We start from the raw sequence: 16082 nt of genomic DNA, 5'->3' as shown, positions 1-16082 counted from the left end.
CGCCAATCGCTTTTAGGGGACGGAAAGACCGGGAGGATCGGATGACTGCGGGAACGGCCAGGAGCGGAGCGCCACCGCGCTTCAGCGCGGTGCTTTCGAAGATTTGCGACGGTGCGCTCTATCTCGCGGGCATCGGGATGGTCGCCATGACCGCGCTTGTTGCCTACCAGGTGTTTTCCCGCTTCGTGCTCAACGCGTCACCGAGCTGGACCGAAGTCACCGCCATCATGCTGATGAACTGGTTCATTTTCCTGGGCGCTGCCGTCGGCGTGCGCGAGAATTACCATATGGGCTTCGACGTGCTGCTCTATATCCTGCCCAAGGGCAGCAAATGGGCGCTGCGCACCCTGTCCGACCTGATCGCGTTCGGCTTCGGCATCGGCATGGTTTGGTACGGCTGCAAGCTGGTCGGGCTGACCTGGCGGACCATCATCCCGGCGCTCGAGCTTCCCGGCGGTTTCGACTATCTGCCGCTGGTCGCCGGCGGCTTTCTGATCTGCCTGTTCTCGGCCGAACGCATCGTGCTGCGCTGGTCCGGCGCCGACATCGACAAGGATATCAATCTCGAGGAAGTGCCGGAAATGCCGGCCGTGCAGGAGGCCTAGATGGAACTCTGGATCCTGTTTGGCGTCTTCACGCTTTTGATGTTTGCCGGCACGCCGATCGCCTTTTGCCTGGGTGCGGCGTCCTTCGCCACCGTGCTTTATCTCGGCCTGCCGCCCCTGGTGGTGTTCCAGCAATTGAAGTCGGGCATGTCGGCGTTCTCACTGATGGCGATCCCGTTCTTCATCTTTGCGGGCGATCTGATGGTGCGCGGCGGCATCGCGCAGCGCATCGTTTCCTTTGCCGGCTCGCTGGTCGGTCATGTCCGCGGTGGGCTCGGTCAGGTCAACATCATCGCCGCGACGTTGTTCGGCGGCATTTCCGGCTCGGCTGTGGCGGAAGCCGCTGCCGTCGGCGGGCTGATGATCCCGCAGATGAAAGCGCGCGGCTACGGCGCCGACTACGCCGTCAACGTGACGTCGATGGCGGCGCTGATCGCGCTGCTTCTGCCGCCGTCGCAGAACATGATCATCTATTCGATCGCCGGCGGCGGCAAGATTTCGATCGCCGACCTGTTCACCGCCGGTATCCTGCCTGGCCTGCTGTTCGCTGCTTCGCTGATGGTCACTGCCTATTTCGTCGCCCGCAGCCGAGGCTACCCGGTCGAGGCCTTTCCCGGCTTCTCGCGTGTCGGCGAGCTGGCGGTCATCGCCATCCCCGGACTTCTGCTTATCGGTATCATCTTCGGCGGCGTTCGCTCGGGCGTTTTCACGGCGACGGAAAGCTCCTGCATCGCCATCATCTACGCCTTGCTGGTCACCGTCTTCGTCTACCGGTCGATGGCCTGGGGCGATTTCGTCCATGCCACAAAGGGCGCGGTGCGCACGACCTCGATGGTGCTGCTGATCATCGGCACGGCGGCCTCGTTCAGCTGGCTGATGGCCTATCTCAAAGTGCCGGTGCTGCTGATCGCAGGCATGAACGCCATCTCCACCGATCCGCTGGTGGTGCTGCTTCTGCTCAACGTCCTGATGCTGCTGCTCGGCACCTTCATGGACATGGGGCCGATGATCATCATCTGCACGCCGATCTTCCTGCCGTTGGTCACCCATTACGGCGTCGACCCCGTGCATTTCGGCGTCATCACCATCCTCAATCTCGGCATTGGCCTGAACACACCGCCGGTCGGCACGGTGCAGTTCGTCGCCTGTGCCGTCGGCAAGATTACGGTCTGGGAAGCGATGCGCTCGATCTGGCCGTTCTATGGCGCGGGCATCGTGGTCCTGGGGCTGGTCACCTATATTCCGGCGATTTCGCTCTGGTTGCCGAGCGTGTTCAAATAGGGCGTCTTCAAATAGACGTCTTCAAACAGGGGTGCGATATGGCATCGGATAGCGCTGTTGATCTCAGGGTCGAGAGAAAACCCAAACTGTCGGAGACCGTCGTCGCTGCGATCCGCAAGCAGCTACAGGCGGGCGAGATCCTGCCCGGCTACAAATTGCCGACCGAAGGACAACTGACCGAGACCTTCGGCGTCAGCCGCACCGTCATCCGCGAAGCGCTGGCCAAGCTCGCCGCCGACGGGCTGGTCGAGGCGCGCCAGGGCGCAGGCGTGTTCGTCACCGAGCACATCTCAACGATGTTCGGCGCGCTCGCCGCCGACATGGGCAGCAAGGATTCCATCGCGCTCAATGTGCTCGAAGTGCGCCTGGCCGTCGAAATCGAATCGGCCGGGCTCGCCGCCATTCGCCGCAACGCCGCGCAGGAAGCAGCGATCCAGGAAGCGTTCTTCGAATTCGAACGGCTGCTGCTCAACAGCGAGCCGACCGGTCCGGCCGATCTCGCCTTCCACCGGGCAATCGCCAGCGCCACCAACAACCCGTTCTATGTCGAGATGCTCGATGTGCTCGGACGCCGCGCCATTCCTTGCGACGTGACCTCGCCCTGGTCGACCGAACTGGTGCAATCCGACAGCTATCAGCGAGGGCTGCAACGCGAGCATCTGGTGATCCTGAATGCGATCACCTCAGGCGACGCCGAAGCCGCGCGCGAGGCGATGCGCGCTCATCTCACCGCCAGCCAAGAGCGCTACCGCGAGCGGCTGCACGCCCGCCAGGTCTACTACGCCGACTCGGTCAAGGCGTCGGCAACCAAATAGCCATTCATTCAGCTGGAGCAGCAATGACTCAAAGTCACCCGCATACCGATTTCACCTCGCGTTTCGCCATCGACCCGGTCGCCGCTGCTTCCATGGGCACCGACGAACTGCGTCACAATTTCCATATTGACGACCTGTTCCAGCAGGGACGCATCAGCCTGACCTACACCCATTATGACCGCATGATCGTTGGCGGCGCCGTGCCGGAAGGGACAGCGCTGCCGCTGGAGGCGATCAAGCCGACGGGGACCAAGAATTTTCTCGACCGCCGCGAGCTGATCATCGTCAACATCGGCGGCGCCGGCTCGGTGACGGCAAATGGCGAGACCCACCAGTTGCAGGCACGTGACATGCTCTATCTCGGCATGGGCAGGACCGACGTGTCGTTCGCGTCGGCCGACGCGGGCGCACCGGCCAAATTCTACCTGCTCAGCGCGCCGGCGCATCATACCCATCCGAGCCGGCTGATCCGCATTGGCGATGCCAAGCGCCTCGATCTCGGCAGCAAGGAAACCTGCAACGAACGCTCCATCTTCCAGTTCATCCATGCCGATGGCGTCAAGACCTGCCAACTGGTGGTCGGTATGACCCAACTGGCGCCGGGCTCGGTGTGGAACACCATGCCTTGCCATGTGCATGACCGGCGCATGGAGGCCTATCTCTATTTCGACCTGCCGGAGACGGCGCGCGTCTTCCATTTCATGGGCGAGCCGGACGAAACCCGCCACATCGTCATGGCCAATGAGGAGGCAGTGCTGTCGCCAGGCTGGTCTATCCATTCCGGGGTCGGCACCTCGAACTACTCCTTCGTCTGGGCGATGGCCGGCGACAATGTCGACTACACCGATGTCGACCCGGTGCCGCTGGGTGAATTGCGTTGAGCGGCCCTTCCTCCTTCAGCCTGGCCGGCAAGCGTATCCTGGTCACCGGCGCGAACACCGGCATCGGCCAGGGCATCGCCGTCTCGATCGCGCGCGCCGGCGGCATCGTCATCGGTGTCGGCCGCTCTGTGATGGACGACACGGAAAGACAAGTCGCGGAAGCCGGCGGCCAGTTCGAGACTGTGCGGTGCGATCTCGCCGATCATGTTGCCGCCAAGGCCATGCTCGACCAGGTGTGGGAGAAGACCGGCCCGATCGACGGGCTGGTCAACAATGCCGGCATCATCCGCCGCGCCGACGCGGTCGATTTCTCCGAGGCCGATTGGGACGACGTCATCGACGTCAATCTGAAGACGCTGTTCTTCCTCAGCCAGGGTTTTGCCAGGCGCGTGCTGGCCGATTCCGGGCAGCGCGGCAAGATCGTCAACATCGCCTCGGTGCTGAGTTTCCAGGGCGGTATTCGTGTCGCGTCCTACACCGCGTCGAAACATGGCGCGCTCGGCATAACCCGGCTGCTGGCCTGCGAATGGGCGGCAAAAGGCATCAACGTCAACGCCATTGCGCCCGGCTATATTGAAACCAACAACACCGAGGCGTTGCGCGCCGATCCCGACCGCAGCGCCGCTATATTGGCGCGCATCCCGGCCGGGCGCTGGGGCGGACCGGAAGACATAGGCGACGCCGCTGTCTTCCTGCTGGCCCCCGCATCCGACTATATGCACGGCGCCGTGATCCCGGTGGATGGCGGCTGGCTGGCGCGATGAGGAAACAGTCATGATCGAGCATAAGATTTTTGCCCAACCCGGCGAGAGCGCGTGGACGCCGACGCCGGACGGCAACAGGCGGCGCGTTCTCCTGCATACGGATGAGCTGATGATGGTCGAGTTCGGCTTCGACAAGGGCGGCGTCGGCGCACTGCATTCGCACCCGCATGTCCAGGCCAGCTATGTCGCCGAAGGTCGCTTCGAGGTGATTATCGACGGCCGCACCGCGACCATCGAGACCGGCGGCAGCTTCATCGTGCCGTCCAATCTGGTGCACGGCGTCAAGGCGCTGGAGGCCGGGCGCCTGGTCGACAGCTTTACCCCGCACCGCGCCGATTTCCTGGCCTGAACCTTTTCGGCAATTCCAGAAACAGGAAACCCGCGCCTCCGGGGGAGGCGCGGGCTGTTGCCTGTGCGCTCGTGGCGCAGCGGTACTCGAAACATCGCCGCAGGGTTGGACGGTGCCGCAACATGGTGAAGATAGGTTTAACGATGCCAACCAGGTCGATCGCCGGTGGGGTGTTGCTGCTGCTTGTTGTGGTCACGCAGGGGCTGCGCTAATCGTTCTGTCCACGCCGCTGCTTCGGGCGGCCGATCGAAAACATCAGTGATGCAGATATCGACGACGAGCGTACCGACGCACGATCCCAAACGGCGCGTCCTCAAGGACGTGTTCGGTTTCGACGATTTCCGTCCCGGACAGGCCGCGGTGATGGAGGCACTGCTTGGCGGCCGCCACGTGCTGGCGGTCATGCCGACGGGTGCGGGCAAATCGCTGTGCTATCAGGTTCCGGCGCTGGTCAAGGGCGGGCTGACCATTGTCGTTTCGCCGCTAGTGGCGCTGATGCAGGATCAGGTCGCCGCACTGCGCCTCGCCGGCGTCGCCGCCGATACGATCAATTCCTCGATCGACCGTGATGCCAATGTCGCGGCATGGCGCCGCGTCGCGTCGGGCCAGACGCGGCTGCTCTACCTCGCGCCGGAACGGCTGATGACCGAGCGGATGCTGGATGCGCTTGCCAGGCTCGATGTCAGCCTGATCGCCATCGACGAGGCGCATTGCATTTCGCAGTGGGGGCCGGCGTTCCGGCGCGAATATGAAGACCTTTCGCAACTGCGTGGCATCTTTCCCGACGTACCGATCATTGCGGTGACGGCGACGGCGGACGAGACGACGCGGGCAGACATCGAGAGACGGCTGTTTGGCGGGCGTGTCGAAACGCAGGTGCTTGGCTTCGACCGGCCCAACATCAAGCTTGCCATCGAGCCCAAGCAGGACAGCAAGCGGCAGTTGCTCAACTTCATCGAGCGCCATCAGGGGCGCAGCGGCATCGTCTACTGCCTGTCGCGCAAGAAGACCGAAGAGATGGCGGCATTCCTCGAAAAGAACGGCGTCCCCGCGCTCGCCTATCACGCCGGCATGAGCAAGGAGGCGCGTGATGCCAACCAGAACGCCTTCATGACGCTGTCGGGCGTCGTCATGGTGGCGACCATCGCCTTCGGCATGGGGATCGACAAGCCTGATGTCGCGTATGTCTTCCACACCGACCTGCCGGGCAGCCTCGAGGCCTATTACCAGGAAATCGGCCGCGCCGGTCGCGACGGCCGGGCGGCGGAGGCGCATATGCTTTACGGCCTTGGCGACATCCGCATGCGCCGCATGTTCATCGACGACGAGGACGCCGCTGTCGAACACAAGCGCCGCTCGCATGGCCGGCTCGATACGCTGATCGGCTATTGCGAGACGGCCGAGTGCCGCCGCCAGGTGCTGCTCGGTTATTTCGGTGAAGAGGCGGTCCCTTGCGGCAATTGCGACAATTGCCTGGAACAGGCGCCGCGCGCCGACGGCACCTCCGAGGCGCGCCTCATCCTGGCGGCGGTGGCGCAGAGCGGCGAGCGCTTCGGCGCCGGCCATGTCATCGACATCCTGATCGGCCACGAGACTGAAAAGATCGCGGCAAGGGGGCATCACAGGCTGGCAGCCTTCGGCAATGGCGCCGCGCACAAGAAGGATTTTTGGCAATCTATGATTCGCCAGCTGGTCGCGAACGGTTTCCTGATGCCGGACCCGGCCGGCCATGGCGGGTTGGCCATCGCGGACAAGGGCCACGCACTCGGCCGGGACGAGGTGCCGTTCCAGTATCGGGTCGAGATGCGCACGCGCGCCGCGCGCCGCGCGGCTCGCGCCGGGCAGAGCCCCCAGAGCGAAAATGTAGATGCGTCGCTGCTCGCGGCGCTCAAGACGCTGCGGCTGCGTCTGGCCAAGGAACGCCAGGTGCCGGCCTATGTGGTGTTTTCGGATCGTACACTGATCGACATGGCCGAGCGTCGTCCGCAAGACCTCGACGATTTTGCCGGGGTGAATGGCGTCGGCGCCGCCAAACTCAAGGAGTTCGGCAAGGCTTTTGTGAGCGCCATTGCCGCGCACCTTTCCGAGACGCCAGGCTGAAAGGGTTTTGCTGGACCAAAGCCCGATCCGGCATCAGTACGCCTTCAACTTGCCCGCCCGCTTATGCTTTCATTTTGGCGCTACCCTGCCGTAGGGGAATGGCCTTCTAAATTGTATGGAACCGTGACGACAACACACATTCCTGAATCTATGCGGTCGATTCCTCGGATGTAGCCGTGACTATGGAAACCCGCTGTTGCGCGCGGATGGCGGTTTTCTCGGCCTTGGAGACGCTACCTCGGCAGCCGCTATCCGCTGACCCGAATGGTATGATTCAGACCATCTTTGTTGTTGAAAACCCGCTTTCGACGGGAGTATAAAACTCGAGGTTACCATTGCTTTTCGTATAGAGGCTGTGGTGGAAACGTGGGTCCAATCCGCAAAGCATTGCCTTGCGTGGAAGTGGTCGAAGCCGGCGGCGGATGGTCCGTTCCTGTGGCCAAGGAAGACCAGGAAATTACCCGATCATTCGTGATTGAACCGTTTGCGCTGTCCTATGCTGAGGGCCAGCGGATACGCCTGCATCTCGACAAGTTCGTTCGTCTGTAGAGAGGCTAAGCCCGATGAAAGACCGGTGGGAACCTGACCACCAGTTCATTGAAAGCGCCCGCCGTAGCCAGCTCCGAGCGGAGAGCCAACTGGACTCCCTGCAATCGACCATCGCCGAAACGCGACGCGTCCTAGAGGCTTCACGGAAGCTCTTGGAAAAGATAGGGAATGGCCGGTGCAGGTTGGGCATGCTTGTGGGGCTTCACCGCACCGGCCACTGCGGGAAGATATGAGGCCCCCCGCGCCGCCTAAGATATAGGCATATTAGCAATCGCGCAATTAACCCTATTGCGCTACCCAGCCGTAGAGGCAAGGAAATCGGAGAAGTTGGTGCCGGTTAACCGCCAGCACGCGAGCAAGTCATTCTGAAAGCATGAAAAACGCGATTTTGCTCGTGCCAATTGAGCGTCTGAAATCTAGTTCCTCCTGCCGATTATCCCTAAGTTAACTGGAATACTTATATCCCCGAAGGGTTGCGAATCAGTCGATTGTCAAGCGCATGCCATGGAGCAAGCAAGGGATCGATTTGAGCAGAAGGGCCGCAGCGGTCGAAGCGCGCTGGGAAATCCGAGCGGCTTCGGCAATTGTCCGCTCTGGCTCGCCCGCTACAACTCGACTCGCGCAGTGTGGACGGAATCACCGGCCATGTGGACGAGAACAATCTGGCGATGTCGTTCACCGAGTTTCGTTCGCGCTACAGCCTCTAAGGGCAAGGTAATCAAGGCGCTCGGATCGCCGCCTCAGGCGGCTTCGCGTTCGGCCTGCGCAGTCAGGTCCGGCTCCCGGCGGCTGTACTGCCGCGGCGAACAGCCCATGACGCGCTTGAATGCCGTGCTGAAGGCGCTTTCGGATTCGTAGCCGAGCGCCAGCGCGATGACGGAAACCGGATCGCCGGAATGCATCAGCCTGTCGCCGGCCAGCATCATGCGCCAGCGCGTCAGATAATCCAGGGGTGAGGCCCCGACCGTCTGCTTGAATCTGAGCGCAAAAGTCGATCGCGACATGCCGGCGCGCTCCGCCAGTTGCTGCAATGTCCAGCCATGCGCCGGGTCCTCGTGCATGGCGCCGATCGCCGCGCCGATCTGCCTGTCGGTGAGTGCGAACAGCCAGCCGACATTGCCTTGCGCGGTCATATGCAGGCGCAAGGCCTCGATCAGGATCATGTGGGCGAGGTGCTCGACGATGAGAAAGCCGCCGGGACGCCGCTGGCGCAATTCCTGCATCATCCGCTCCACCGGCCAGCGAAGCGCCGAATGGTCGCTCTCGCCGCGGATGTGGACGATGGGCGGCAGCATCCGCAAGAGGATGCCGGCATGGTCGCCGGACAGCGTGAAGCGACTGCTGACCAGGAGGAAATCGCCGCCGCCATTATGGACGGTGATGCCGCCGGTCCGCGCCGGTGAAAAGATCGTTCGCGCATCGACCGTCGGCAGGCCGAGATCGCTGGCAAGGCGGAAAGGCCGGCCGCGCGGCAACAGGAAGCAGTCGCCCACGTCCAGCCGCACCGCGTCAGGGACGCCCTCGACCGACAGCCAGCATCGGCCGGACACCACGGCGCCGCATTTGATGGCGGCCTGCTGGTCAGGAAACTGGATCGCCCAGTCGCCACCGGTTTCCAGCCCAGCCGACAGGTAATTGCGCGGCTTCAGTAGCGACAGCACGTCTGACAGCGGATCCATGAGCGTTCTCGGACGATTGCGAAGATATCTCGGATTTTACAGTATAGATCGTATGATCTCAAACTTCTATCTCCTTCGCAACGGGCTGGCTGTACGGCGTTCGACAAAAACCAAGGAGAAATCATCATGCGTGTGTTCGTTACCGGGGCTACCGGTTTTGTCGGTTCGGCTGTTGTGCGGGAATTGCTCGGGGCGGGCCATCAGGTGCTTGGCCTCGCGCGGTCGGAAGCAGGTGCGGAGTCGATCGTGGCCGCGGGTGCCGAGGCGCATCGCGGCGATATCGAGGATTTCGACAGCCTGCGCAGCGGCGCTACCCAATCGGATGGCGTCATCCACACGGCCTTCAACCACGACTTTTCGAGATTCGCCGCCAGTTGCGCAGTTGACCAGCGCGCCATCGAAACGCTCGGCGCGGCGCTCGAGGGTTCCGAGCGGCCGCTGCTTGTCACCTCCGGCCTCGCCGGTTTTGCGCAGGGAAGGCCGGCAACCGAAGACGACAAACCCGCGCCTCCATCGGCCGCCATGCCGCGCGCTTCGGAAGCAACGGCCGTGGCGCTCGCAGCGCGCGGGGGGCGCGCATCGACGGTGCGGCTGGCGCCGACCGTCCATGGCGAGGGCGATCACGGTTTCGTGCCGATGCTGATTGCCATTGCGCGTGAAAAGGGCGTCTCGGCCTATGTCGGCGACGGCGCAAATTGCTGGGCGGCGGTGCACCGGTTCGACGCCGCCACCCTGTACAGGCTGGCGCTGGAGAAGGGGGCGGGCGGCGTCAGCTATCATGCGGTTGCCGAACAGGGCGTGGCGAGCAAAGAGATCGCCGAGATCATCGGCCGCCGGCTCGGCCTGCCGGTGGTTTCCATAGGCCCCGAGGACGCGGCTGCGCATTTCGGCTTTCTCGGGCATTTCATCGGCAGGGACTTGTCGGCGTCAAGTGAGCAGACCCGCACTGCGCTGGGATGGCAGCCGACCGGGCCGGGGCTCATCGCCGATCTCGATCGTGCCCGCTATTTCGAGGCCTGATCAGGCCGGCCAGTCGCGTTGCATTGCACGACCGACAGCCTGGCGATCAGCGGCAGTGCCAGCAAAACGGCCAGACGCAGCCCGCCGAGCGGGCAGCACCGTCGTGCTGCTGGAACCGCCGCCACATCTGTATGGCGGCAAGCAGAACGAACACGGCGTAGGCCGCCCGCAGCCCGGACGACCTGCTCGCCCGTCGCCGGAAAGCCGGCGAAGGCATGGCCTCGTCATGGCAGACCTACCTTGTTACGGGGATGCGCGCGCGATTCCCGCGCCTAGTTAGAGATCGCCCTTCCTCACCTTGCCGTAAACGATATTCCGGTTCGAGCCATAGTAGACTTTCGCGTCGAAAGGACTCCCGCCGAGGGCGGCATTGATGATGTCCCACATATCGTCGGCCGAACGTAGGATGAGCGGCCAATCCATGAAAGTCTCCATGTAACCATCCGTCGTTATCTCGTCGCTGAAATTGGCAAACAGGAATTCGCCACCGGGCTTGACGAGTTCCATGGCTCTTTGAAGCAGGCGGATGCCGATGGCACGCGGCAGGTAATCGTAAAGCCCCGATGCGTAGACGAGATCGAATGTGCCAAGGGCGTAGGCGCGGCGCAGGATGCCGCGTACGGAACCCTGGACTGCCTCGACTGCCGTGCCGGCAAAGTCGTGGTTCACCGTGGCTACGCTGACGGGGTCCTGATCCAGGCCGATCCAACGTTGCAGTTTATGCCTGGCCAACGCATCGGAGCGTTCGGCTTCCCTGAGGTGGCCGCAGGCAATCGCCAGCACCTCAGCCTTTTCCACACTGCTGGCCGTCTCGTCCACGGTCCTGGCCAGAATATCCCGCCGCTCGCGCCCCGCCACCGAACTGGCAGCTTCACTGGTGTACGCATAAATTTGCCGACCAAGTAAGGTCGACGAGGCCACGATCTCGTCGGCGATCGGATGCTTGTAGTAAATATCCAGCAGGCCTGCATCGCCCGAATACCCGCGCGGTTTTTCGACCGACCACCGCGTGAACGGGTCTTGGAGCAAATATTCCGCGACCCGATGCTGCTGAGCCAAAGGAACGAGTTTCTGCCAGACCGCGGGAGCAACCTGCCGGCGGAGCTTGTGGAGTCGCCCCGCCAAACGATGGACGACGGGGGCGGCCGGTTTGTTTCGCGCAAAGGCTTGATGAGCAAGGTCCAGTATCAGGGCGAGCTGGGCCGTGCTGTCCCTCAACTCGTCGGAGTCAGCCGCCTCTTCGGAGGTCGCAACATGTTTCGTCATCAGCCTGGTGGTGACCAGGCTGTATTGGTCGAGCTGCAGTTTTGGCTTGATAGGCATGCCGTTTACTCTCCGGTTTACCGCCCCGGTCCCCGGCCAGCAGCATAGGTGCGCCGCTAACCAACGCTAACAATTTTAATAAAATTTTAGTAAAATTTTAATCAACGGAACGGCCATCAATCCTGCAAACTGGCTAAATCCGAACCGCCCGTTTACCCTCGGTTAGCGACATCTGACTTTTCTTGCGGACAGGGACGTCTTCATTCCCCAACCGCAGGCGACGTCGGCTGTTGCATTCGCTACTGCAGATCGCGGAGGAGCGTTGCGATGCAACTGAGCGAGGACGTTGCCCAGAAGGTGGCGGCAGCGATTGGACGTCCGCGGTGGCATTCCGCCGATCCGGAACTGCTGGCACTGTTCCTGCAGAAGGATGCCGATGAGAATCGCAGCCTTGTGCGATGGGGTATTGCGGCTGCTGTATTCAGCTATGTGGCCTATGGCCTTTTCGATTGGTTTCTCTTTCCGGATGTCGCCGGCCGGCTTGTTTTGACGCGCGTTACGCTAGGGATCACTTCCCTGGCGCTTGTCGAATTTGTCGCCCGACGGGGCTTTGGCCTTGCCACCTTGCACCTTGTAGCAGCGCTGGCGATTGTTTCCGGTGCCCTTGGGTGGCTCGTCTCCGCTGTTGGAACAGAGCATCAGGATGCCCTCTCCCATTTCATGGTTTTTGGCACAGTGTTCATCCTGGGTGCGAATCTGTTCTTCAACTTCCGTTTTTGGCTTTCAGCCCTTGCCTCCGCGACGGTCGCCGCAAGCTTTGTGTACGCCGCGATGTTCTCCCTTCAGGCCGACATCGCCGGTCGGGTCGTGTTGTCGGCCTATTTCGTGAACTGCCTCGTCTTGTCGCTTTATCTTTCCTGGCGGCTGAGCCTGGAGCGTTACCAGACCTTCCTGCACGCGCTTCGGGCACAGTTCCAGGAGCAGGCTGCTATCAAGAAGGGGCAGAAACTAACCGAAATCGCCGACACCGATCCGCTCACGGGAATGAAAAACCGCAGGGCGATCATTCGAGAATTCTCGGAGCTGCGCGAAGACTGGGCCGCGGACGACGACGAGATAGGCCTCATTCTGATCGACGTCGACTACTTCAAAAGGTTCAATGACGGACTTGGTCATCAGGCCGGCGACGATTGCCTGATCAAACTCGCCCATGTCCTTTCCGAGATGGCGGCTGCCAACAACGCCATCGCGGCCCGCTATGGCGGAGAAGAATTCGTCATTCTCTGCAAGGTCACCGGGCGGGCTCACCTTCATGAGATAACGAAGAAATTCTGTCGCGCTGTAGAGGATTTGGATATTTACCACCCTGATCGGGGCGACAAGCTCAACATCGTCACGATCAGTGCCGGGGCGTCGTTGACGCGCGCCGATCAGAGCATAGAGCTTAGAATCCTGCTGCAGGAAGCTGACCGCGCCCTCTACGCGTCCAAGTTTGCCGGTCGGGCTACGTTCACGATTTACGACCCGCATGCCACCAGCCAGGATCGCTCCGGCGAAAATCTTTCAGAACTGCTGAAGGTGGCAGTTTCCAACCAGCTCGTTTCTGTCGCCTACCAGCCAATTCGCGAGCTGGCGTCGGGCCGCGTGCTGGGGCACGAGAGTCTGATGCGTGTATGCGACTTCGACGGCACCATGATCAGTCCGTCCGTGTTCATACCCGTTGCCGAGCAGACCGGAGCGATCGTGGAACTGGGTACGTGGCTGATCGATCGAGCCTGCGGTGACATGGCGGAATACGGATTGGGCTCGGTCGTGACGGTGAACGTCTCCGTTCTTCAGCTCAAGGCTCCCAACTTTTCACTCCGGATCACCGAGATCCTTGGCAGGCACGGCCTTGCGCCCCAGAAACTGGCCATCGAAATCACCGAAGGCAGTGACATCTTTCTGGAGGCGCAAGCGGTAAGAAACGTGGAGCGGCTGCGAAAACTCGGCGTTCAGATCTGGCTGGACGATTTCGGAACGGGATTTGCCGGCCTTACATGGCTGCGCCGGTTCAAATTCGACGTGGTCAAGATCGATCGCAGCTTCCTCCACGATTGCCAGACCTCTCGCGGCTTGAGCCTGTTGCGGGACATGGTCGGACTGCTTCGCAATCTCGGCCATGTCGTGCTCGCCGAGGGCGTCGAAACCGAAGAGCAGTACATATTGCTGCAGCGCCTGGGGGTAAATTTGATGCAGGGCTTCCTCACCGGGCATCCAGTCCCGATCGAAGAGGTAAACCAAATGAGGCAAGGCCTCGTTGCATAGCGGCAGCCCCTTCGCTGAAGCTTCGGAGGGCATCCTGCTTCGTTCCGGTCCCCCTACGCTACTTCGTAGCTTCGGGCGACACTCCTACGCCCAGATGCGGTTCCGGGTGGCGGAGAGGGAGGGATTCGAACCCCCGATGGGCTTGCACCCATGCCGCATTTCGAGTGCGGTGCATTCGACCACTCTGCCACCTCTCCGCGGTCATGGTCGGCCGTTGCCGGCGCGGCGCACTAGATAACGGCTGGGCGGGCAGGTTACAAGGCCAAATCCGCGGGGGAATTCAGCTTCCTGTGCGGGCTCTGCCGGGAGGGCTGCGTTGCGGCCACGTCGGCAGATGGGGCTAACCGGTCCTCGACCGGAGGGATCGGGGGCGGCAAGGAGGCGGCGTGGCCAAGGATTCCGCCCGTTTGCCTTGACTCGTACCGAACCTTCGGTTAGGGGAAGCGCGCAATCGGCGTGGAGGGTTCTTCCACGCCGCTTGTTTTTCGAACCCGCAGACTGACAAAAAGACGGCCGAACCGCGTGACGCGGCTCATCGAGGCCGACCGAACAGCGAAAGGCAAAAAATGTTCGCAGTCATTAAAACGGGCGGTAAGCAGTATCGCGTTGCCGCCAACGATCTCCTGAAGATCGAGAAGCTCGAAGCCAATGTCGGCGATATCGTCGAAATCGGCAGCGTCCTCGCCCATGGCGAAGGCGAAAATGTCACCTTCGGCGCCCCGTTCGTCGATGGCGCTCTGGTCACGGCGGAAGTCGTCGAGCAGGGCAAGAACCGCACCGTCATCGCTTTCAAGAAGCGCCGCCGGCAGAATTCGCGCCGCAAGATCGGCCACCGCCAGCTTCTGACCACCGTGCGGATCGCCGAGATCCTGCTGGGTGGCGCCAAGCCTTCCAAGAAGGCCTCAGCCAAGGTGGAAGCCAAGGAAGTCAAGGCTGACGTAGCGCCCGAGGCGAAGGCCGAGGCCGCGCCGAAGGAAGCCAAGGCGAAGAAGGAAGCCAAAGCCGAGGCTGCTCCGAAGGATGAAGCCAAGACGGAGACCGCCGTCGCCGCGCCGCTGTTCAAGGCGCCGAAGGGCGAGCCGGACGATTTGGCCGTGATCAAGGGCATCGGCCCGGTTGCCGCCGGCCAGCTGCACGAGCAGGGCATCACCACCTTCGCCCAGCTTGCCAAGCTGTCGGACAAGGACGTGGCCAAGATCGACGCGCACATGCCCTTCAGCACCGACCAGATCAACGACTGGCGCGAGCAGGCCAAGGAACTGGCGAAGAAGTAAAACGAACCGGCGACAAGGTCGCCGGATCGGACTTGAAACGGAACGCGAACGCGTTCATAAGACCATTCAAGCGCCCCAGGGCGCATCGGAGTTAGTTAGATGGCACACAAGAAAGCTGGCGGCTCGTCGCGCAACGGTCGCGACTCGCATTCCAAGCGTCTGGGCGTGAAGAAGTTCGGCGGCGAAGCCGTCATCCCGGGCAACATCATCATCCGTCAACGCGGCACCACCTGGCATCCCGGCGTCAATGTCGGCATGGGCACGGACCACACCCTTTTTGCGCTCGAGACCGGCGCAGTCACCTTCAACAAAAAAGCCAACGGCCGAACCTACGTATCGGTCAACCCGATTACCAAAGCCGCGGAGTAGCCGGTTCCGCACTATAAAACCGGCGCCCATCTCGGGAACCGGTGTCTGGCCAAACCAGTGAATGGAGCCAGGAAAAGGATCAGGGGAGATGGGTTTTCCATCTCCCCTTTTTTCTTGCCTGGAGGACGTCGAATGGTTGCCGAAGCGGAAGACACCGAAGACGAAAGTTACGCGATAGATTGCCCGGTGCTGGCCACGGAGCGGCTGGTGATGCGCGCTCCCTGCGAAGCCGACATCGCGCAACTGGTCGAGCTTGCCGACAACCGTCACGTCGCCGAGATGCTGGCCCGCATGCCGCACCCCTATGGTGAGGCAGAGGCACGCGCCTTCCTGGCTATGACGAGATCGCGCCGGGCCGGCATCGCCTATGCGCTGACGCTGGCCAGTACCGACATTTTCGTCGGCTGCGCCGGCCTCAACATGACCGACCGCGGGCTGGAGCTCGGCTACTGGATCGGCGAGCCCTACTGGAAGCGCGGCTATGCGACGGAGGCCGCGCATGCGTTGGTCGACCTCGCCTTCCAACGGACCTCGATCCAGGTGCTGCAGGCTTCGACGCGGGTGATCAATCCGGCCTCGCGCCGGGTCATCCACAAATGCGGCTTCCAGTATGCCGGCCAGGGCATGCTGAACTCGATCGTCGCCGGCCAGGTGCCGGTCGAGCGGTACCGGCTGGACAGAAAGACCTGGATCAGTCTTCGAAACTGGGTGCATTTCTAGGTGTTTTGATATTCAGGTGAGGCCGGCCTGCAAACGCGGGTTTTATGCGCTTCCGGTGCACGTACTTAAGTACACTCCGCTCCGGTTCTCGAAAACCAGTGTTTTC

At 62.1% G+C, this 16082-nt stretch carries 15 protein-coding genes and 1 tRNA gene; 13 read left to right on the top strand and 3 right to left on the bottom strand.

The genetic code is table 11. The features are described from left to right. Positions 1–41 precede the first annotated feature (41 nt). From NKH35_RS09155 to NKH35_RS09120, 8 genes are all read left to right on the top strand, one after another. The gene (locus NKH35_RS09155; protein ID WP_023715911.1) at positions 42–605 is read left to right on the top strand and encodes a TRAP transporter small permease; all 564 of its coding nucleotides are present in this window, start codon (positions 42–44) and stop codon (positions 603–605) included. Further along, a complete protein-coding gene (locus NKH35_RS09150; RefSeq protein ID WP_023693176.1) occupies positions 606–1886 on the top strand; it encodes a TRAP transporter large permease in 1281 nt (426 codons plus the stop codon). A gap of 38 nt (positions 1887–1924) precedes the next feature. Next, positions 1925–2701 carry a FadR/GntR family transcriptional regulator gene (locus NKH35_RS09145; RefSeq protein WP_023668680.1) on the top strand — a complete coding sequence of 259 codons (777 nt, stop codon included), beginning with the start codon at positions 1925–1927 and terminating at the stop codon, positions 2699–2701. A gap of 23 nt (positions 2702–2724) precedes the next feature. Then, positions 2725–3582 (top strand): 5-dehydro-4-deoxy-D-glucuronate isomerase, encoded by an 858-nt coding sequence (gene kduI / locus NKH35_RS09140; protein ID WP_023693175.1) that lies wholly within the window; start codon positions 2725–2727, stop codon positions 3580–3582. Next, positions 3579–4346, top strand: a complete 768-nt coding sequence (kduD, locus tag NKH35_RS09135) for a 2-dehydro-3-deoxy-D-gluconate 5-dehydrogenase KduD (RefSeq protein WP_352580714.1) — start codon at positions 3579–3581, stop codon at positions 4344–4346. Before kduI ends, kduD begins: the two co-directional genes overlap by 4 nt. A 10-nt stretch (positions 4347–4356) precedes the next feature. Continuing rightward, a complete protein-coding gene (locus tag NKH35_RS09130) occupies positions 4357–4695 on the top strand; it encodes a cupin domain-containing protein (protein ID WP_023693173.1) in 339 nt (112 codons plus the stop codon). A gap of 261 nt (positions 4696–4956) precedes the next feature. Then, positions 4957–6795 carry a DNA helicase RecQ gene (gene recQ, locus NKH35_RS09125; RefSeq protein WP_023693171.1) on the top strand — a complete coding sequence of 613 codons (1839 nt, stop codon included), beginning with the start codon at positions 4957–4959 and terminating at the stop codon, positions 6793–6795. 396 nt (positions 6796–7191) lie between these two features. Further along, a complete protein-coding gene (locus tag NKH35_RS09120) occupies positions 7192–7344 on the top strand; it encodes a hypothetical protein (RefSeq protein ID WP_023668683.1) in 153 nt (50 codons plus the stop codon). A 740-nt stretch (positions 7345–8084) separates the two neighbouring features. Here NKH35_RS09120 and NKH35_RS09115 read toward each other — a convergent pair. Continuing rightward, complete coding sequence (locus tag NKH35_RS09115) at positions 8085–9023, bottom strand: AraC family transcriptional regulator (RefSeq protein WP_023693170.1); 939 nt, start codon at positions 9021–9023, stop codon at positions 8085–8087. Positions 9024–9149: 126 nt separating this feature from the next. Between NKH35_RS09115 and NKH35_RS09110 the strand changes: the two genes are divergently transcribed. After that, the gene (locus tag NKH35_RS09110; protein WP_352914220.1) at positions 9150–10043 is read left to right on the top strand and encodes an SDR family oxidoreductase; all 894 of its coding nucleotides are present in this window, start codon (positions 9150–9152) and stop codon (positions 10041–10043) included. A 276-nt stretch (positions 10044–10319) separates the two neighbouring features. Here the strand turns inward: NKH35_RS09110 and NKH35_RS09105 are convergent, their stop codons facing one another. After that, positions 10320–11366 carry a class I SAM-dependent methyltransferase gene (locus tag NKH35_RS09105; protein ID WP_023693167.1) on the bottom strand — a complete coding sequence of 349 codons (1047 nt, stop codon included), beginning with the start codon at positions 11364–11366 and terminating at the stop codon, positions 10320–10322. A gap of 267 nt (positions 11367–11633) precedes the next feature. On the opposite strand from NKH35_RS09105, the gene NKH35_RS09100 reads away from it, so the two are divergent. Beyond that, positions 11634–13613: a putative bifunctional diguanylate cyclase/phosphodiesterase gene (locus tag NKH35_RS09100; RefSeq protein WP_027050565.1), complete on the top strand. Its 1980-nt coding sequence runs from the start codon at positions 11634–11636 to the stop codon at positions 13611–13613. A 107-nt stretch (positions 13614–13720) separates the two neighbouring features. On the opposite strand, the gene NKH35_RS09095 is transcribed toward NKH35_RS09100, so the two are convergent. Further along, a tRNA-Ser gene (locus NKH35_RS09095) sits at positions 13721–13810 on the bottom strand. A gap of 369 nt (positions 13811–14179) precedes the next feature. Between NKH35_RS09095 and NKH35_RS09090 the strand changes: the two genes are divergently transcribed. From NKH35_RS09090 to NKH35_RS09080, 3 genes are all read left to right on the top strand, one after another. Beyond that, positions 14180–14887 (top strand): 50S ribosomal protein L21, encoded by a 708-nt coding sequence (locus NKH35_RS09090; protein WP_023693165.1) that lies wholly within the window; start codon positions 14180–14182, stop codon positions 14885–14887. Positions 14888–14986: 99 nt separating this feature from the next. Beyond that, complete coding sequence (gene rpmA, locus NKH35_RS09085) at positions 14987–15256, top strand: 50S ribosomal protein L27 (RefSeq protein ID WP_015315190.1); 270 nt, start codon at positions 14987–14989, stop codon at positions 15254–15256. Positions 15257–15388: 132 nt separating this feature from the next. Beyond that, on the top strand, positions 15389–15976 hold the full coding sequence (locus NKH35_RS09080) for a GNAT family N-acetyltransferase (RefSeq protein WP_023700237.1): 588 nt from the start codon (positions 15389–15391) through the stop codon (positions 15974–15976). Positions 15977–16082: the final 106 nt, after the last annotated feature.

The organism is Mesorhizobium sp. M1143 (genome assembly GCF_040318435.1).
Classification (GTDB): domain Bacteria; phylum Pseudomonadota; class Alphaproteobacteria; order Rhizobiales; family Rhizobiaceae; genus Mesorhizobium.
The sequence above is the reverse complement of the archived record's forward strand: the minus strand, read 5'-3'. Positions and strand labels throughout refer to the sequence as shown.